This window comes from Blautia sp. AM29-29, from assembly GCF_003480555.1.
Taxonomy (GTDB): Bacteria; Bacillota; Clostridia; order Lachnospirales; family Lachnospiraceae; genus Fusicatenibacter; species Fusicatenibacter saccharivorans.
The window spans coordinates 445-20,115 of sequence record NZ_QUJD01000012.1 but is presented as its reverse complement, the minus strand read 5'-3'; the positions used below and the strand labels follow the sequence as shown (position 1 = coordinate 20,115).

The following is a 19,671-nucleotide window of genomic DNA, read 5'->3' as shown; positions in this document are numbered from 1 at the left end:
GATGTGCGAGAAGGCAGAAAGGATGAAAACAACATGAAGGATGAGTACGTAGCCTATGTAGGCACTTATACCCATGGAAGCAGCATTGGTATTCATTTATATGATGTAAATGTAGAAGAAGGCACTCTGACAGAGCGAAAAGTCATACCGGTCAACAACTCTTCCCACATTGCCCGTTCCTTAAACGGCAAATACCTGTATTCGATTGCAGATGAAGGCGTTGCAGTGTTTGCAGTGGAGGATGACGGAGACCTGACCCCGATCAACAAAGTAGACATCGACGGCATGCGCGGCTGCTATCTGTCGGTGGACAAAACCGGAAGATACCTGTTCGTGGCAGGCTATCATGACGGAAAAGTAACCGTTGTACATACCCATAAGGACGGCCGCCTCGGAAGTCTGATGGACGGCGTGTTTCACAAGGGCCTTGGCAGTGTGGCAGAGCGTAACTTCCGCCCGCATGTCAGCTGTGTCGTTCCTACACCGGACAACAAATATGTCTGCGCAGTCGACAACGGCATTGACCAGATCAAAATGTACAAGCTGAACACACAGCGTGACCGCCTGAAACTGGTGGATATCCTGCGCTGTGAGCGTGAATCCGGTCCGAGAGAGATCGTTTTCAGTGAATCCGGAAAATACGCGTATGTCATTTACGAGCTGATGAACAAAGTCGATGTATTCAGCTACCGTGATACGGGAAACGGACCGGAATTTGAAAAACTGCAGTCGATCAGCACCACATCCGCGAACGTGGACCAGGCGCACGACGCTGCATCCGGCATGTGCCTTTCCCCGGATCACCACTACCTGTTTACTTCTACAGCCGGAGACAATACCGTAGCAATGTTCCATATCGACCCGGAGACCGGCTGCCTGGAGAAGAAGTTTGCACTTCCGATCAGCGGCGAATATCCAAAGGATATTGCAATGTTCCCGGACGGAAAACATATCGCAGTGGCAAACCATGAGTCCAACACGATCACAACATTTACTATTGATTATGAGAAAAACGTGCTGGTTCAGAAAGGCCGCCCGATGAAAGTGGAGACGCCGAACTGTATTCTGATTACGAAAAAAGGCGTTCACTAAAAAAATAACGCAAAAATGCCTGCAGGAAGAACTGTATCCCGCAGGCATTTTTTGTGCTGAAGCCAGAAAGAAGCAGTCCGGCCTTTATTTCTCGTCCAGAGCCCAGACTTTCTTTACATTGTCCAGTTTGGCGCTCATGCCGACGAGCAGTGCGTCCGCCAGGACAAGAGCGGTCATGCATTCCACGACAACAACGGCGCGTGCAACGACGATCGGGTCGTGGCGGCCTTTGATTTCGATGGCAATGTTTTCACCATCTTTGTTGATGGTCTGCTGGGAAGCAGCAACGGACGGGGTCGGTTTGAAACCAGCCCGGACAACGATATCGCTTCCGTCGCTGATACCGCCTAAAATACCGCCGGCGTGGTTGGTCAGCTTGACAATGGAGCCGTCCGCATTTACATGGAAGGCATCGTTATTGGTAAGCCCGGTAGCTGTGCAGACCGAGAAACCGTCTCCGATTTCCACGCCTTTTACGGCGCCGATGGAGACGAGTGCTTTTGCAAGGTTGGCATCGAGCTTTTCAAACACCGGATCGCCGACACCGGCCGGCATATGGTGAACGACACATTCGACCACACCGCCGACGGAATTTTTTTCCGCCATGGCTTTTGTTAAAAGCTCGGAAGCCTTTTCGGCAGCCTCTGCATCCGGCATATTCAGGGCGTTATTCGCGATTTCAGCGGCATCAAAAGACTGGATTTCCACGTCACCGATGGAGCGGGTGTAGGCGGAAACGGTGATGCCAAGCTCAGAGAGCATTTTTAAGGCAATGGCACCTGCAGCCACGCGTGCGATCGTCTCGCGTCCTGAGGAGCGTCCGCCGCCGCGGTAGTCGCGGAAACCGTATTTTGCATCAAACGTATAGTCGGCGTGGCCCGGTCTGTAATAGGAAGCAATGTCGCTGTAATCTTTGGAATGCTGATCCTCATTCCATACCACCATGGAAATCGGGGTACCGGTCGTTTTTCCTTCGAAAGTGCCGGATAAAAGCTGAACGGTATCGGATTCTTTCCGTTTTGTGGTAAAGCGGTTCTGTCCCGGCTTCCTGCGGTCGAGGTAAACCTGAATATCCTCCTCGGAAAGCGAAAGGCCGGCCGGCACTCCGTCCACAACAACGCCCACGCCTTTTCCATGAGACTCTCCCCAGGTGGTCAGTCTGAAGATAGTACCAAATGATGATCCTGCCATATATAAAGTCCTCCTGAATTTTTTCGTATATTTATAAAATAACTGGAAAAGATTTCTAATAAATTATACCGGAAAGTAAAACATTCGTAAAGCTCTTTTTCAGAGACGAAATTCACCGTTATACCGTTTGACAAACGAAAAGGCAGCACGTATAATGAGAATGTATTTTCGGGCAGTGAAAGCCGGTGAAATAAAACAAACAAAAAGGAAGAGTGTGCATGAATTTTTTAGACAAAATGGAGCGAAAATATGGGAGATATGCGTTAAGCCATCTGACGATGTACATTATCGTAACGTACATTGCGGGATATATCATTGCGCTTGCGGCTCCCATCATGAGACAGTATCTGACGCTGGAACCATACTATATTCTGCATGGCCAGATCTGGCGTCTGGTGAGCTGGATTCTGATTCCGCCGAGCAGTCTCGACATCTTTACGATCATTATGCTGTTTTTCTACTACTCAATCGGAACGAGTCTTGAAAGAGCCTGGGGAGATTTCAAATATAACGTTTATATCTTTTCGGGTATTCTGATGACGATCCTCGGTTCCTTCCTGCTGTATGGAATCGAGTACGCAGTGAATGGGTATCCGGCGCTGATGGGAACTGCATTCAGCACCTATTATATCAGCCTTTCTATTTTCCTTGGCTTTGCGATCAGTTTTCCGGATATGCAGGTGCTTCTGTACTTTATTATCCCGATCAAGATCAAATGGCTGGCGTATCTTGATGTAGCGCTTCTTGCTTATAGCATGATTACCAGCATTCTGAGCGGAAACTGGGCAGGATGTGTTGTTATTTTGTGTTCCTTGGCAAACGTCCTGGTGTTTTTCCTGATGACAAGAAAAGGAAAACATAACTCTTTCCGGCAGAACAGACGCAGGAAAGAATTTAAAAAAGCCGTATCAAGAGGAGAAGCCGAATACCGCAATCCAAATGGAATCACAAAACACAAATGTGCGATTTGCGGGCGGACTGAAAAGGATGATCCGAATCTGGAGTTCCGTTTCTGCTCCAGATGCAACGGAAATTATGAATACTGCCAGGATCACCTGTTTACGCATGAACATGTAAAATAAAGAAGGAGAGAAAGTATGAGAAGAACGAAAATTGTCTGCACCATGGGACCAAATACCAACTCCCGTGACCTGATGAAAAAACTGATTGAAACCGGAATGGATGTTGCTCGTTTTAATTTTTCTCATGGAGACCACGAAGAGCAGAAAATGCGTATGAATATGCTGAAAGAGCTTCGAAAAGAGCTGAAAACTCCTGTGGCAATCCTTCTGGATACCAAAGGACCGGAAATCCGTACCGGCGTTTTGAAAGATGGCAAAAAAGTAAATCTGGTAACCGGACAGACCTTCACCCTGACAACCGTTCAGGAGACCGGAGATGAAAATCACTGTTCTGTCAGCTACACAGGCCTTACGGAAGATATCAAAGAGGGAGACACAATTCTGATCGATGATGGTCTGATCGGCCTGCGCGTAGAAAAAGTAAATGCACCGGAAATTGTCTGTACCGTAGTAAATGGCGGCGAGCTCGGAGAAAAAAAGGGTGTGAATGTACCAAACGTTTCGATCAATCTTCCGAACCTGACGGAGAAAGACAAAGGAGATCTTCTCTTTGGTATTGAACAGGATATTGATTTTGTAGCGGCTTCTTTTATCCGGAATGCAGAGGCAATTAACGAAATCCGTGAGTTCCTTGTGGCAAACGGAGGAGAGCGTATTGATATCATTGCCAAGATCGAAAATGCGGAGGGTGTGCAGAACATCGACAGCATCATCGATGCGGCAGATGGTGTGATGGTTGCAAGGGGAGACCTTGGTGTAGAGATTCCGGCGTGCCAGGTACCGCATGTACAGAAAATCATCATTGAAAAATGCAATCATAAATACAAACCGGTTATCACAGCAACCCAGATGCTGGATTCCATGATCCGGAATCCGCGCCCGACCCGTGCAGAGGTAGCCGATGTTGCAAATGCAATTTATGATGGAACGGATGCGATCATGCTCTCCGGCGAAACAGCAGCCGGAAAATATCCGGTCGAGGCAGTTACCATGATGGGAGAGATTGCCGAGCAGACGGAGCGTTATCTGAAATTCGAAGATTACCGCGATGGAAAAGCGCTGGAAGGAAAGCTGAATGTTTCCGCGGCAGTCGGAAGTGCAGCCGTTTCTATGGTAGAACACATCAAAGCAGCCTGCATTGTGACCCCGACGATGTCCGGTCAGACCGCAAGACTGATCTCCAACCTTCGTCCGAGCGTACCGATTTACGGCGTTACCCCATATGAATGGGCAAGAAGAAAAATGCAGCTCTACTGGGGCGTTCGTCCGGTGACCGGATACGAGGAAGATTCTACGGAGAACATCATTTCCCATGCTATGTATATGGTGCGCCGTGAGGAGCTTGTAGAACGCGGCGATATGGTTATTTTTACGGCCGGAGACCCTGCTACTAACGAGGTGACGGGTGAAGGATATATGACAAACATGCTTCACATTATTCAGGCAAAATAAGCAGAAGAAGGAGACAAAAGAGAATGACGAAGAAGCCTTTTGTAACAAAAGAAAAACTGGAAGAAATCGCAGCAGCAGTACCAACTCCGTTTCACATTTACGATGAAAAAGGAATTCGTGAGAATGCGAAAGCAGTAAAGGAAGCTTTTTCCTGGAATCCGGGATTTCGTGAGTATTTTGCTGTAAAAGCGAACCCAAACCCGACACTGATCAAAATGCTGGGTGAATATGACTGCGGATGCGACTGCTCTTCTTACACGGAGCTGATGCTTTCCGATGCGATGGGATTTGAGAAAGATAAAATCATGTTTTCATCCAACGTAACACCGGCTGCAGAGTATCAACTGGCTGCAGAGCTTGGTGCGATCATTAACCTTGATGATATTACGCATATTGATTTTCTTGAGAAAACATTGGGTTACATTCCGAAGAAAATCTGCTGCCGTTATAACCCGGGCGGACTGTTTAAAATCAGCACCGACATCATGGATAATCCGGGAGATGCCAAATACGGTATGACAACCGAGCAGATTTTTGAGGCATTCCGCATTCTGAAGGCAAAAGGGGCAGAAGAGTTCGGCATCCATTCCTTCCTTGCAAGTAATACCGTAACCAACGATTACTACCCGGTTCTGGCAAAAACACTGTTTGAGCTGGCTGTAAAGCTGCAGAAAGAGACAGGCGTAAAAATCAAATTCATCAATCTTTCCGGCGGTGTCGGAATCCCGTACAAACCAGGTCAGGAAGGCAATGACATCCGCGTGATTGGTGAGGGTGTACATAAAGTGTACGATGAAGTCCTCGTTCCGGCCGGCATGGGCGATGTTGCAATTTACACGGAGATGGGCCGTTTCATGATGGGACCGTACGGCGGACTCGTTACCCGCGCCATCCATCAGAAACACATTTACAAAGAGTATATCGGCTGTGATGCATGCGCGGTCAATCTGATGCGGCCGGCAATGTACGGCGCTTACCACCACATCACGGTGATGGGAAAAGAAGATCAGCCGTGCGACCACAAATATGACGTAACAGGTTCCCTGTGCGAAAACAACGATAAATTCGCGATCGACCGCATGCTTCCGGAAGTGGAAGTCGGAGACCTCCTCTTCATCCACGACACCGGCGCACATGGATTTTCCATGGGATACAACTACAACGGAAAATTAAAATCTGCAGAGGTTCTGTTAAAAGAGGACGGCAGCTTTGAAGTCATCCGCCGCGCAGAAACCCCGAAGGATTACTTCGCTACACTGGATGGAACACCGGAATATGAAAAGATGTTTGGAAATAAATAAGAGATAACAACAGTAAAACCCCTTTCAAAAAGAACCATGCGGCAGATGGCCGGTTCTTCGAAAGGGGTTTTCTTTCTTTCAAAAGCTGTTTTTTTGAAGGGAAGACAATAAAAAAAGATCTGCATCAACGTTCGTTTTTGCAGATCTTTTTTAGCTATGCCGCTGGCCGGACTCGAACCGGCACGGTTATTCACCGCTTGATTTTGAGTCAAGTGCGTCTACCAATTCCGCCACAGCGGCAGTGTTCGTAATCAGAACAAGATATATTTTACCATAAAAACAAGAAGGACGCAAGAGAAAAAAATGGAATAATTATCATAAAAACTTTCTAAAAAAGATTGACGAAAGGAAAAAATAGAAGTATAGTGTAGATAGTTTAGTACCATACTAAATTTTACATCATAAGTTCAAATAACGATTTATCGAAAACGCCATCGTTAGATGGTCCACAGTGTGTGGAACGAAAACTGTTGTCTTCATGGACAGCAGTTTTTTTGTTGTCTAAAATTAGAAATGAAACATGGTTATGATTCAGTACCGTGGGAACAGCAAGAACCAGGAAGTAGAATTGTTGAAAATAGGAAAGAAAAGATGTAAAAAATCAAAATATATGGTAAAATTAGATAAAATGTAGAAAATGGAGGAAAGAACAGATGAAAGGGGAATATTATCTCGGACTTGATATGGGAAGCAGTTCGGTTGGATGGGCTGTGACAAATGAGAAGTACGAAATTTTGCGCGCACATGGAAAAACACTTTGGGGTGCACGGCTATTTGACAGTGCACAGACTGCAGAAGAGAGAAGAGGGTTTCGGACAGCAAAACGAAGATTGGATCGTCGTAATTGGAGAATAGAATTGCTGCAGAAAATTTTTGCGGAAGAAGTAGAAAAGATAGATGATGGATTTTTTCGCAGAATGAAAGAGAGTCGTTACTGGCCAGAGGATAAGCGTGACAGGCAGGGAAAGTGTCCGGAACTTCCCTATGCATTGTTTGCGGATGATGATTACACAGACAAAGAATATCATAAACAGTTTCCAACCATCTATCATCTGAGAAAATGGTTAATGGAAACTGACGAAACGCTTGATATTCGCCTGATATATCTTGCTCTGCATCATATGATGAAACACAGAGGCCATTTTCTATTAAACGGAAATATCGAACAGGTAAGAGAATTTCAGACAACATTTGAACAGTTCCTTGAAGCAGTGAGGGCAGAAGAACTTGGCTTTTCTTCCGAGATTGGAGTGGAAAGAAGCAAGGAAATAGAGGCAATTTTAAAAGACCGAACATTGACCAAATCTGCGAAAAAGACAAAAGCAGTAAAAGCAATGCGGGCAGAAACATCCTGTGAAAAAGAGTGGCTGGGATTGATTACCGGTGGAACAGCAAAACTGGGAAATCTGTTTGGGGAAAAACAGATGGATACACTGGAACGGCCAAAACTTTGCTTCGCAGATGCAGGTTATGAAGAATACGCTGGAGAGATCGAAGCAGAGCTGGGAGAAAAATATGTATTAATTGAACACGCAAAAGCAGTGTACGATTGGGCTGTTCTGGCTGATATTTTGCAGAACTATTCTTCTCTTTCAGAGGCAAAAGTGGCACTTTATGAAAAGCATAAAAAAGATCTGAAAGATCTGAAAAAGCTGGTCAGAGAGAATCTTTCAAGGGAAGAATATCAGAGACTGTTTGCAAAAAAGGATGAAAAAGCTAATTATTATGCGTATATCAAGGCACCAAAACAATGTAGTCAGGAAGACTTTTACGGTTATCTGAAAAAGAATATTCTGGGCAAGATATCAGATGTGACGAAAGCATCCTGCATGCAGAAGGAAATGGAAATGGGAACGTTTCTTCCGAAACAGACTGTAAAAGACAACAGTGTCATTCCATATCAGATTCATTTATATGAATTAAATGCAATCCTGAAAAATCTGGAAGATAAAGTTCCGCTACTGAAAGAGAATGGAGAGAAGATTCAAAAGATTTTCACATTCCGCATTCCGTACTACGTAGGACCCTTAAACGGAATTCGAAAAAAAGGGGAGAAGAGTAACTGGGCGGTACGAAAAGAAGGCAAAATATATCCATGGAACTTCGATGAGATGGTAGATTTGGAAGCAAGTGCAGAGCAGTTTATTCGAAGAATGACGAATAAATGTACTTATCTGCCAAGTGAAGATGTTTTACCAAAGTATTCTCTGCTGTACAGCAAATACGAAGTTTTAAATGAATTAAATAATCTGCGTTTGGATGGAGAAAAGATATCTGTAGAGCAGAAACAGAAAATATATGAAGAAGTATTCCAGAAAAGCAGAAAAGTTACACAGAAAAAACTGAAAAACTATTTAGTGAAAGAAGGAATTACCGGAAAAGAAGTTGAAATTACCGGAATTGATGGTGATTTCAAGAGTTCTCTTACGGCATACCATGACTTTAAAGAGAAATTAACAAATTTGTCACTGAACCAGGCGGAAAAAGAATGCATCATCCTGAACGTAACGCTGTTTGGAGATGATAAAGCGATACTGAAACAGAGATTAAAGAAACTGTTTCCGGAGTTGACAGAAAAACAAAGAGACAGCATAAGTAAACTGCCGTATCGTGGTTGGGGAAGACTCTCAAAAGCGTTTTTGGAAGAGACGGAAGCACCGGCACCGGAAACGGGAGAGGCATGGTCTATTATTCGGGCTTTGTGGGAGACGAATGACAATCTGATGCAACTGCTTAGCGAAAAATATTTGTTTGCATCGGCAATCGAAGAAAAGAATGGAAACGAACAGAAAAAACGGGATATTTCGTATGAATTAGTCGAGGAACTTTACGTATCACCGGCAGTGAAGCGGCAGATTTGGCAGAGCCTTTTGATTGTAAAGGAAATCTGTAAAGTAATGGGAAACCCACCGAAACGTGTTTTTATAGAAATGGCAAGAGAAAAAACCGATCAGGGAAGAACCTCTTCAAGAAAAAAGAAACTGCTGGAACTCTATAAAAAATGTAAAGCGGAAGAAAAAGACTGGATAGATGAGATTGAAAAACGTTCCGATGCGGAAATGAGAAGAGACAAGCTGTATTTGTATTATACGCAAAAAGGAAAATGCATGTATTCCGGTGAAACAATTGAACTGGAGGAATTGTGGGATAATCAGAAGTATGACATTGATCATATTTTTCCACAGTCCAAAGTGATGGATGATAGCCTGGATAACCGGGTACTTGTAAAGAAAAAGTGTAATCAGATGAAAGAGGATAAATATCCGATCGATGAAACAGTTCGGAAAAAAATGCAGCCATTCTGGAAATCTTTAGTGGATGCCGGATTGATCAGTGAAGAAAAATATAAACGGCTGATAAGAAGAAACGGATTTGAACCGTCTGAATTGGCTGGATTTATTTCCAGGCAGCTGGTGGAAACTCGTCAGAGTACAAAAGCGGCAGCAAGTATTCTGCAGCAGGTGATCCCGGATACACAGATTGTTTATGTGAAAGCGCCAACCGTTTCAAAGTTCCGTAAGGATTTTAAATTTCTGAAGGTACGGGAGATGAATGATTATCATCATGCGAAGGATGCTTATTTGAATATTGTCGTTGGCAACGCATATTTTGTAAAATTCACATCAAATCCGATTCACTTCATTAAGGAAAATCCGGGAAGAAGTTATAATCTGAAGAAGATGTTTGAACAGGAAAGAATTGAACGAAACGGAGAAATTGCCTGGGAAGGCGGGAACGGAACCATTGTGACAGTTCGAAAGTTTATGGAAAAGAACAACATTCTTGTGACGCGAAGATCGTATGAGGCAACAGGTGCATTGTTTGACCAGCAGATTGTCAAAAAAGGAAAAGGTCAGGTTCCGATCAAGAGCAGTGATGAACGGCTTTGTGATATACAGAAGTATGGAGGATATAACAAAGAGGCGGGAGCTTACTTTGTACTGGCAGAATCGGAGGGCAAAAAGGGAAAGAAAATACGAACAATCGAGTATGTGCCGATTCGTCTGAAAAAGGAAATTCAGAAGTCAGAAGAAAATATAATTCGGTATCTGGAAGAGGAAAGACAGTTAAAGAATCCGCGAGTGCTGGTGCCGGAAATCAAAATAGATACTCTGTTTTGTGTGGACGGATTTTATATGTGGGTTTCCGGAAGATCAGGAGATCAGCTATTGATGCAAGGTGCAAATCAGCTGGTACTTTCCCAGGAAGAAATGGAAATACTGAAAAAAATAGTACAGTACGTGGAACGTAAAAAACAGAATAAAGAACTGAAAATTTACGATTCCGACCATTTAGAAGAAAAGAAGGTGGTGATGCAGTATGAAACCTTTTTAAATAAATTAACAAATACGGTATATGCAAAAAAACTTGGAGCACAGGCAAAGACATTAACGGAAAAAAGAGAAAAATTTAAAGAATTATGCATAGAAGAAAAGTGTATCGTTTTGTATGAAATTTTACATTTTTTCCAGTGCCAGAGTGTTACCGCTGATTTGAAATTAATTGGAGGATCTGGAAGAGCAGGAATTTTGTATCTCAACAAAAATATAACCGATTGCAGTCGAATCGAAATGATTCATCAATCGCCAACCGGTATTTACGAGCAGGCAGTAGACCTGAATGCATTATGAGCTGGCGGATTGTGGTTATTTCCAAACGGGCAAAGCTGGACTATCAGCTTGGTTATCTTGTGGTGCGAAATGAGGAAGTAACAAAAATACATTTAAGTGAAATATCAACCATTCTGATTGAGTCAACAGCAGCAACAGTCACAACAAGTCTGCTGGCAGAGCTGACAAAAAAGAAAATAAAAGTGATTTTTTGCGATGAAAAGAGAAATCCATCGTCGGAACTGGTTGGGTATTACGGAAGTCATGATACCAGCAATAAGGTCAGAAAGCAGATTCAGTGGAGCCGGCACAGTAAAGAAGCGATCTGGACAGAGATTGTGACGGAAAAAATACGAAAACAGAAGGAACTGTTAAAAAATCTGGGAAAGGAAGAAGCGGGTCTGTTAGAAGCATATTTACAGGAGATTGGCTGGAACGATGAGACAAACCGGGAAGGGCATGCGGCAAAGGTATATTTTAATGCGTTGTTCGGTATGACATTTACCAGAACTGCGGATTGTCCGGAAAATGCAGCGCTGAATTACGGATATAGCATTTTGTTGTCTGCGTTTGCGAGAGAAATTGTAGCGAGCGGTTATATTACACAGCTCGGACTCTTTCATGATAATATGTTTAATCAGTTTAATCTGGCGTCCGATTTGATGGAACCGTTCCGTGTCCTGATTGACCGGGAAGTAATCCAAATGCAGAGGAAAGAATTTACGCATGAGGAAAAAATACAATTGGTCAATGTATTAAACAACGAAGTCATGATAGACGGGAAAACACAGTATGTGAATAATGCCATAAAAATTTACTGTAAAAGTGTATTTGATGCCTTAAATGAGAATGACAGTGCATTGATCCGGTTTTACGGCCTATGAGTTATCGTTTTATGAGAGTATTGGTACTGTTTGATCTTCCGGTGCTGACGGGCGATCAGAGAAGAGAATATGCGAGATTTCAAAAGTTTTTATTGAAAAGCGGATTCCTGATGCTCCAGGAATCCGTATACTGTAAGCTTGCGTTAAATACAACTGCAGTGAATGGAATCGTGGATCAGATTCATAAAAATAAGCCGGAAGAAGGCCTGCTACAGCTTTTAACGGTGACTGAGAAGCAGTATGCGAAAATGGATCTGATTGTTGGGAACGTAAAGAGCGAAGTGTTGAATACGGATGAAAGGCTGGTGATTTTATGAAACTGGTACATGTGGACTTGGAAAAACCTATTGCGATTCATCGGAACTGTCCCACGGAATGGATTATAGAATCACCGGAGCTGTTTTTAAAATATGTGGAGCAGCTGCAAAAACAAAATCAGGGAGAGGAGGGAAATTTCGTACTTTCTAAAGCTGACACAGAGCTGAATATGAAAAGAGATGTGGAATTGGTATTAACGCCCTTTTCTCTTGATTTTGCGGATCACAGAATACAAAAACGGTTATTTACAGAGCTGGTCAAAAGTGCGCAAAATGAAGAAATGTTTCTGGAAACACAGAGAATTATTGCGGAACTGAAGAAATACATCTATCAATTGGAAGCTGTCAGTGGGTACGAATTGGAACAAAATGAGGAAATCGATTTGAGCGCACTCCTAAAATTGATGGGAGTTCAGACAGAAACCGAAAAAGAGATGGGACTTCTGGAAAAATTAACGCAATATATCAAAGTTATGGCCGAACTTCTCCAAAAAGAACTGGTGATTTTAGTCAATATTCGATCCTATCTGAACGAAACACAAATAAACAAACTCTCCCAAATGGCATGCTACTATGAAATATCCTTGCTTTTCATAGAAAATATACAAAGGGACTTTTCGAATCAGAGAGAATATTATATAATTGACAAAGATGGATGTGATGTCTATTAATATCCATCGGATGTTTGAGTACCTGTTTTGTGCAGATGAAAGCAGTTCATTTTTAAATTTGAGGTTTGAGAATGATGTAAAAATGTATGGTACTCAAACAAATGCCGTCAGAGTCCCAATTTGCCGCCTGTTTGAGAATGATGTAAAAATGTATGGTACTCAAACAAGGAGTAGTGAGCAATGAGAACAGAAAGCGTTTGAGAATGATGTAAAAATGTATGGTACTCAAACCTTCCATGAGGGCGACTGTCTTGCAACACTGTTTGAGAATGATGTAAAAATGTATGGTACTCAAACTTCAGTGTCACGGCGTCGTGTGTCTGCTGGGTTTGAGAATGATGTAAAAATGTATGGTACTCAAACCTTGTACATCGGCTGTCCGTCAACTTCCATGTTTGAGAATGATGTAAAAATGTATGGTACTCAAACTATTTTGTGCGCTTTTGGGCATCCCGGATCAGTTTGAGAATGATGTAAAAATGTATGGTACTCAAACAGAAATCTGGCCGATCTGGTGAAGATCTCGGTTTGAGAATGATGTAAAAATGTATGGTACTCAAACAGGACGCAAGCGTCGCCATTCATCAGCCAGGTTTGAGAATGATGTAAAAATGTATGGTACTCAAACAGTATTACGAAGAGGGTTATATTTATATTAGTTTGAGAATGATGTAAAAATGTATGGTACTCAAACAATCCGATAACCCTCCAATGTCGTTTCCGGGTTTGAGAATGATGTAAAAATGTATGGTACTCAAACTTTTTCTTGTTGTTGTCCAGTCGTGTTGTCGTTTGAGAATGATGTAAAAATGTATGGTACTCAAACTTTCCACCTCCCCTAAATCTGTAAGTAATGGTTTGAGAATGATGTAAAAATGTATAGTACTCAAACATTTTCAGGGCAAATTCTGCTAAATCGTACGTTTGAGAATGATGTAAAATTTATTTTTGTGAACAACAAGAATAGATAATTCAAAATGAAATATTCAGAAGACAGTATGAAATCGACTTAATTGTCTTTTTCTTGCTGTCTTTTTCCTTGTCTCAAAGCGCCGCACCATGTATAATAAAACCACAAGAATTTCATTTCATAGTTTTTACAGGAGGAACCTGAATCATGATCCTTGCAATAGACATCGGCAACACGAACATCGTCCTTGGGTGTGTGGAAGGGAAAAAAACATACTTCATCGAAAGACTCTCCACGGACAAGGCAAAAACAGAGCTGGAATACGCAGTCAGCCTGAAAAATGTACTGGAACTGTATGAGATTCCGGTGGAGCAGATCGAAGGAGGTATCATCTCTTCCGTTGTTCCGCAGGTGACAGAGCTCTGCCGGAGTGCGGCAGAAAAAGTGATTAAAAAGCCGGTCAAAGTTGTCGGCCCCGGTGTGAAGACCGGACTTAATATCAAACTGGACGACCCCGCAACGGCAGGAAGCGATCTTGTTGTTGTAGCAGTAGCAGCGCTGAATGAATACACATGTCCGCAGATTCTTATCGATATGGGAACTGCCACGACGATGAGTGTACTTGATCAGAAAGGAAGCTTCATCGGAGGCGTGATTCTTCCGGGACTTCGTACTTCGCTGGATGCTCTCGTATCAAATGCCGCGCAGCTTAGCCAGACCAGTCTGACAGCACCGAAAAAAGTCATTGGCAAAAATACGCTGGACTGTATGAAAGGCGGTATGATTTATGGAAACGCTGCCAGCATCGACGGCATGATCGAACGGATGGAAGAAGAACTTGGCTGCAAATGCACGATTGTGGCTACCGGAGGTCTGGCGAAAGCTGTGATTCCGCACTGCAGACATGACATCATCATCGATGAGAATCTGCTCCTGAAAGGTCTTCAGATCATCTACGAGAAAAACAGGTAGGGAAACCGTTTGTTGACAAAGTTTGCGAATTGTTATAACATATGTATAACAAAACGATACGAGAAAGCAGGGTGTAACTATGTATTATGAGACAATACAGATCGATTTCAACAGCGATGAAGCGATCTATATCCAGCTGAGAAATCAGATTATTCTGGGTATTGCCACTTCCAGAATTCAGGAAGGAGATACTCTACCTTCGGTAAGACAGCTCGCAGACAATATCGGTATCAACATGCATACCGTAAATAAGGCCTACAGCGTACTCCGGCAGGAGGGGCTTCTTTCGATTGACCGAAGAAAAGGAGCCGTTATCTCTATCGATGCGGATAAACTGTATGCCATGCAGGAACTGCGCGAAGATCTGCAGGTGATTCTTGCAAAAGCCGTCTGCAAAAATATATCAAAAGAAGAAGTACATCAGCTTGTAGATGAAATTTACAGCAATTACGCAGACGAAACATGAAGGAGACAATAGTATTATGAGAGAAGGATATACCAGTCAGGCAAAAAAAGCACTGGCATATGCGGTTAGGACAGCTGAAAAATGTGGACATAATTACGTAGGAACCGAACACCTTCTGATCGGACTTCTGAACGTGGAGGATGGCACAGCAGGCATGGTGCTTTCTGAGTTTCACGTAGATGCCGGACAGCTTACCGAACTGATTGACCGTCTGATTGCACCAGGCGGAAACACCGTGACCGAATCCCGACCGGGCTATACTCCGCGGGTACGCAGAGTGCTTGAAAATGCAGAAGCGGAGGCAGCGCGTTTTAAGAGCAGAGCTGTGGGAACCGAGCATCTGCTGATCGCAATCTTAAAAGAAAGTGACTGTGTTGCTACCCGTTTGCTTTTTACCATGGGGATCAACATTCAGAAACTATATGGAGCAATCCTTACTGCCATGGGCGAGGCACCGCTGCAGGGCGGTGCAAGCGGAAATGCAAATACCGGCCGCGGACCGCAGACAAGAGGTGGAGCGCAGACCAGCGAAACGCCGGCACTGGACCAGTACAGCCGGGATCTAACTGAGCTTGCGCGCGAAGGAAAACTCGATCCGGTTGTCGGCCGTGGGCAGGAAATTGAGCGTGTCATTCAGATCTTAAGTCGCCGGACAAAAAACAACCCGTGTCTGATCGGAGAGCCGGGTGTCGGAAAAACGGCGATTGCGGAAGGTCTGGCGCAGCGGATTGCCCTTGGCATTGTGCCGGAAACGATCCGCGATAAGCGAGTTGTTGTCCTTGACCTTTCCGGAATGGTAGCCGGAAGCAAATACCGCGGTGAGTTCGAAGAACGTATCAAACGTGTCGTCAAGGAAGTGACGGACAATGAAAATATTCTGCTGTTCATCGATGAACTTCACACCATCATCGGGGCCGGCGGTGCAGAGGGAGCACTCGATGCATCCAATATCTTAAAACCGTCCCTTTCCCGCGGAGAAATTCAGCTCATCGGTGCAACCACGCTCGAAGAATACCGTAAATACATCGAAAAAGATGCCGCATTGGAGCGCCGTTTCCAGCCGGTGAAAGTAGAAGAACCGACAGAAAGCGAAGCACTTGATATCTTAAAAGGCCTGCGCCCATACTACGAACGCCACCACGGCGTGGAAATCACCGATGAAGCACTGGAAGCAGCCGTAAAAATGAGCGTCCGCTACATCAACGACCGTTTCCTGCCGGATAAAGCCATCGATCTGATCGATGAGGCATCCGCAGGCGTACAGCTCGCCGGCTACCAGGTGCCGGACAACATGGCAAAAGAGGAGCAGACACTGTTCGAAGTACAGAAAGAAAAAGAATCCGCGATCAGTACCGGCGATTTTGAGCAGGCAAAAGAACTGCAGGCGCGCCAGCAGGAGCTCGAAAAAGATCTGGAGCAGATCCGAAAACGCTTTGAACGCCGTTGCAAAAACAAAAAACTGCAGGTAACAGAAGAAGAAATCGCAAAAACCGTATCCACCTGGACGAAAATTCCGGTACAGCGTCTCGCGGAAGGAGAATCGAAACGTCTGGCAAGACTGGAGCAGACACTCCATAAACGCGTTGTCGGCCAGGAAGAAGCCGTGACAGCTGTGGCAAAAGCCGTAAAACGAGGCAGAGTCGGATTAAAAGACCCGAACCGTCCGACAGGATCCTTCCTGTTTCTTGGACCGACCGGTGTCGGAAAAACAGAACTTTCCAAAGCACTCGCCGAGGCAGTTTTCGGTACAGAGCAGGCCCTGATCCGCGTTGATATGTCGGAATACATGGAGAAACACAGCGTTTCCAAGCTGATCGGTTCCCCTCCGGGATACGTTGGCTACGAGGAAGGCGGCCAGCTCTCTGAAAAAGTGCGCCGCAACCCGTACAGTGTGATCCTGTTCGATGAGATCGAGAAAGCTCACCCGGATGTGTTCAACATTCTGCTGCAGGTACTTGATGATGGCCATATCACCGACGCGCAGGGCAGAAAAGTTGATTTCAAACAGACCTGCATTATCATGACATCCAATGCCGGAGCACAGAACATTGTAGCGCCGAAACGCCTTGGATTCCTTTCGACAGAAGATGAGCGGAAAGACTACGAATACATGAAGGGCCAGGTGATGGAAGAAGTCAAACGGATGTTTAAGCCGGAATTCCTGAACCGAATCGACGAGATTATTGTATTCCATCAGCTTACCAAGGCGGATATGAAGAAGATTCTGCAGATTCTGCTCAAAGATCTGGAGCGCCGCTGCAAGGAGCAGATGGACATTGAATTGAAAGTCCGTGACACCGTGAAAGAATATCTCGTGGAAAACAGCTTCGACAGCAAGTACGGTGCCCGCCCGTTAAAACGCGCGATCCAGAGCAAAATTGAGGATCCGCTCGCAGAAGCCATCCTGAACGGAGAAGTGAAAAAAGGCGATACCGTTGCGGCTGGAATGAATAAGAAAGAGATTACATTTAAGGTTCTTGAGAAAAAATAATATAAAATTCCATAAATTATATGGTAAAATCTTTTCGATTATGGTATGATTTTCACAAACAAACGAAACACCACAAAAGACAAGACCAGGAGGGCATTTACAAATGTCAGTAGTAAAAGAATTAATCCGCACAGAGGCAGACGGAGGCATCAGCTTCGGAGATTATGAGCTTGCGGCAAAGGCAAAAAAATCTGATTTTGAGCACAGAGGAGATCTGTATAAAGTAAAAACCTTTAAGGAAATCACAAAGCTGGAGAGAAACGGACTGTTCGTATACGAATCTGTTCCGGGAACCGCAGTTACCGATCTGAACGTATTCGACGGCGGCATGACCTTCAAAGTAGAAGGACCGGAGGATGCACAGATCACCGTTGAAATGGAAGCAGAGACCGAATACAAGGTGCTGCTCGACGGTGTAAACGTTGGCCACATGACCACAAACCTCGGCGGAAAACTTTCCTTCAGCGTAGAGCTGGAAAAAGCAGAGAATGTAGCAGTAGAAATCGTAAAAGCATGATGAAATAAGAAAAGAAGGCTGTCGCAGAACGTGTGCGGCAGCTTTTTTTGACAATTATAAGGGAGACACAACTATGGCAAAAGCAAAAAAAACAGCCTTTTTCTGCCAGAACTGCGGATATGAGTCAGCAAAATGGATGGGCCAGTGTCCGGCGTGCAGAGAATGGAATACGTTTGTGGAGGAACCGACGGCGGCCAAAACACCGGCGGGAAACCAGGGGCTCGGAAGCCACAGCGCAGCGGGCAGAAAGCCGGTGCATCTGACGGAAATTTCAACAGGAAAAGAAGAGCGTATCCCGACGGGAATCGGAGAACTCGACCGGGTGCTCGGCGGAGGAATCGTGCCGGGTTCCCTGACACTGGTCGGCGGCGATCCGGGAATTGGAAAATCCACACTCCTTCTGCAGGTGTGCCGCATGCTGTCCACAGCAGGACATCAGGTTTTATACATTTCCGGCGAGGAGTCCCTGCGCCAGATCAAACTGCGCGCCGTGCGGATCGGAGAATTTAATGAAAATCTGTCCCTGCTCTGTGAGACGAATCTTGACATCATCCGCGCCGTCATGGAAAAAGAGAAGCCGGAGATTGCCGTCATCGACTCGATCCAGACCATGTACAACGAGGAGGTCAGCTCCGCGCCGGGCAGTGTATCCCAGGTCCGGGAATCGACGAATGTGCTGATGCAGATTGCAAAGGGAATGGGAATTTCGATCTTTATCGTCGGTCATGTGACAAAAGACGGTAATGTGGCCGGCCCACGTGTGCTGGAACACATGGTAGATACCGTGCTGTACTTCGAGGGCGACCGTCATGCGTCCTACCGGATTCTACGCGGCGTCAAAAACCGTTTTGGTTCTACAAATGAGATCGGCGTCTTCGAAATGCAGACAGAGGGACTCGTGGAAGTGAAAAATCCATCGGAGTACATGCTGAACGGACGGCCGGAGGGAGCTTCCGGTTCGGTTGTCGCATGCTCCATGGAGGGAACGCGCCCGATCCTGATCGAGATTCAGGCACTGGTCTGCCACAGTAATTTCGGAATCCCGCGCCGCACCGCAGCAGGATGCGATTTCAACCGTGTGAACCTGCTGATGGCAGTGCTGGAAAAACGCGCAAGAGTCAATCTTTCGACAAGCGATGCCTACGTCAACATCGCAGGCGGAATCAAGATGAATGAGCCGGCGATCGATCTTGGCATCGCACTTGCCGTCGTATCGAGCTACAAAGATCAGGTGATCGATGAGAAAACGGTCGTATTTGGCGAGGTCGGCTTAAGCGGTGAGGTCCGCGCCGTCAGCATGGCGGAACAGCGTGTACTGGAAGCAAAAAAACTGGGCTTCGAGCGGGTGATTTTACCTGCTGTCTGCATGAAGTCCGTGGAGAAAATCGGTGGAATCGCACTGATTCCGGTGGAAAATATTCAGGATGCGATTCTGCGCGTGGGGAAAAATTAGAAGGAAGTTGTGGAAAAAGGACCGGCGTGTGATGCGTACGGTCTTTTTTAAAAAATTCAGATAAAATATAAAATATGCAGAATTAACTATATTTTTCTAAAAATAAGAAAATTCGAAAAAAGGTGTTGACTTTTGCTTTTGGCGGTGTTATTATAACTAAGCTGTCAGCGAGAGCTGATGCGAATGAGTTCTTTTGAAACAGAAAAACTTAGTTCGGAGCCGGGTGGCTGCCGCGGGTTGCAAAAACTGCTTCAAAAAAACC

14 protein-coding genes, 1 tRNA gene and 1 CRISPR repeat array are annotated in these 19,671 nt (G+C 44.8%); of the genes, 13 read left to right on the top strand and 2 right to left on the bottom strand.

The genetic code is table 11. From position 1 onward, the window contains the following. Window positions 1–33 precede the first annotated feature (33 nt). The gene (locus DW769_RS10015) at window positions 34–1,092 is read left to right on the top strand and encodes a lactonase family protein (protein WP_118640966.1); all 1,059 of its coding nucleotides are present in this window, start codon (window positions 34–36) and stop codon (window positions 1,090–1,092) included. An 84-nt stretch (window positions 1,093–1,176) separates the two neighbouring features. On the opposite strand, the gene aroC is transcribed toward DW769_RS10015, so the two are convergent. Next, window positions 1,177–2,283, bottom strand: a complete 1,107-nt coding sequence (gene aroC / locus DW769_RS10010; RefSeq protein WP_118640964.1) for a chorismate synthase — start codon at window positions 2,281–2,283, stop codon at window positions 1,177–1,179. A gap of 218 nt (window positions 2,284–2,501) precedes the next feature. Between aroC and DW769_RS10005 the strand changes: the two genes are divergently transcribed. From DW769_RS10005 to DW769_RS09995, 3 genes are read left to right on the top strand one after another with little or no spacing between them, the layout of a single operon-like run. After that, entirely contained in the window at window positions 2,502–3,365 is an 864-nt protein-coding gene (locus tag DW769_RS10005; protein WP_118640962.1) for a hypothetical protein, read from the top strand. Window positions 3,366–3,380: 15 nt separating this feature from the next. Beyond that, on the top strand, window positions 3,381–4,817 hold the full coding sequence (gene pyk, locus DW769_RS10000; RefSeq protein WP_118750330.1) for a pyruvate kinase: 1,437 nt from the start codon (window positions 3,381–3,383) through the stop codon (window positions 4,815–4,817). Between the two features lie 23 nt (window positions 4,818–4,840). Continuing rightward, entirely contained in the window at window positions 4,841–6,118 is a 1,278-nt protein-coding gene (locus DW769_RS09995; protein WP_117510246.1) for a diaminopimelate decarboxylase, read from the top strand. Window positions 6,119–6,275: 157 nt separating this feature from the next. Here DW769_RS09995 and DW769_RS09990 read toward each other — a convergent pair. Then, window positions 6,276–6,358 (bottom strand) — tRNA-Leu (locus DW769_RS09990). Window positions 6,359–6,771: 413 nt separating this feature from the next. Here DW769_RS09990 and cas9 point away from each other — a divergent pair. From cas9 to radA, 9 genes are all read left to right on the top strand, one after another. Next, a complete protein-coding gene (gene cas9 / locus DW769_RS09985; protein ID WP_118750329.1) occupies window positions 6,772–10,749 on the top strand; it encodes a type II CRISPR RNA-guided endonuclease Cas9 in 3,978 nt (1,325 codons plus the stop codon). After that, window positions 10,746–11,612 carry a type II CRISPR-associated endonuclease Cas1 gene (cas1, locus tag DW769_RS09980; protein WP_117814296.1) on the top strand — a complete coding sequence of 289 codons (867 nt, stop codon included), beginning with the start codon at window positions 10,746–10,748 and terminating at the stop codon, window positions 11,610–11,612. The genes cas9 and cas1 overlap by 4 nt, the downstream gene beginning before the upstream one ends. An 11-nt stretch (window positions 11,613–11,623) precedes the next feature. After that, window positions 11,624–11,929: a CRISPR-associated endonuclease Cas2 gene (cas2, locus tag DW769_RS09975; protein ID WP_118640958.1), complete on the top strand. Its 306-nt coding sequence runs from the start codon at window positions 11,624–11,626 to the stop codon at window positions 11,927–11,929. Beyond that, window positions 11,926–12,600, top strand: coding sequence for a type II-A CRISPR-associated protein Csn2 (gene csn2 / locus DW769_RS09970; protein ID WP_117510242.1), 675 nt, complete (start codon window positions 11,926–11,928; stop codon window positions 12,598–12,600). Before cas2 ends, csn2 begins: the two co-directional genes overlap by 4 nt. Window positions 12,601–12,663: 63 nt before the next feature. Continuing rightward, window positions 12,664–13,492: direct repeats of the CRISPR family, unit length 36 nt; unit sequence GTTTGAGAATGATGTAAAAATGTATGGTACTCAAAC. A 225-nt stretch (window positions 13,493–13,717) separates the two neighbouring features. Then, window positions 13,718–14,482 (top strand): type III pantothenate kinase, encoded by a 765-nt coding sequence (locus DW769_RS09965; protein WP_118595508.1) that lies wholly within the window; start codon window positions 13,718–13,720, stop codon window positions 14,480–14,482. Window positions 14,483–14,561: 79 nt separating this feature from the next. Continuing rightward, window positions 14,562–14,948, top strand: a complete 387-nt coding sequence (locus DW769_RS09960) for a GntR family transcriptional regulator (protein WP_117510240.1) — start codon at window positions 14,562–14,564, stop codon at window positions 14,946–14,948. A 16-nt stretch (window positions 14,949–14,964) separates the two neighbouring features. Further along, entirely contained in the window at window positions 14,965–17,439 is a 2,475-nt protein-coding gene (locus tag DW769_RS09955; RefSeq protein ID WP_117762143.1) for an ATP-dependent Clp protease ATP-binding subunit, read from the top strand. Between the two features lie 103 nt (window positions 17,440–17,542). After that, window positions 17,543–17,956, top strand: coding sequence for an endosialidase (locus tag DW769_RS09950; RefSeq protein ID WP_118640956.1), 414 nt, complete (start codon window positions 17,543–17,545; stop codon window positions 17,954–17,956). Window positions 17,957–18,029: 73 nt separating this feature from the next. Then, window positions 18,030–19,409 carry a DNA repair protein RadA gene (radA, locus tag DW769_RS09945; protein WP_118640954.1) on the top strand — a complete coding sequence of 460 codons (1,380 nt, stop codon included), beginning with the start codon at window positions 18,030–18,032 and terminating at the stop codon, window positions 19,407–19,409. Window positions 19,410–19,671 lie beyond the last annotated feature (262 nt).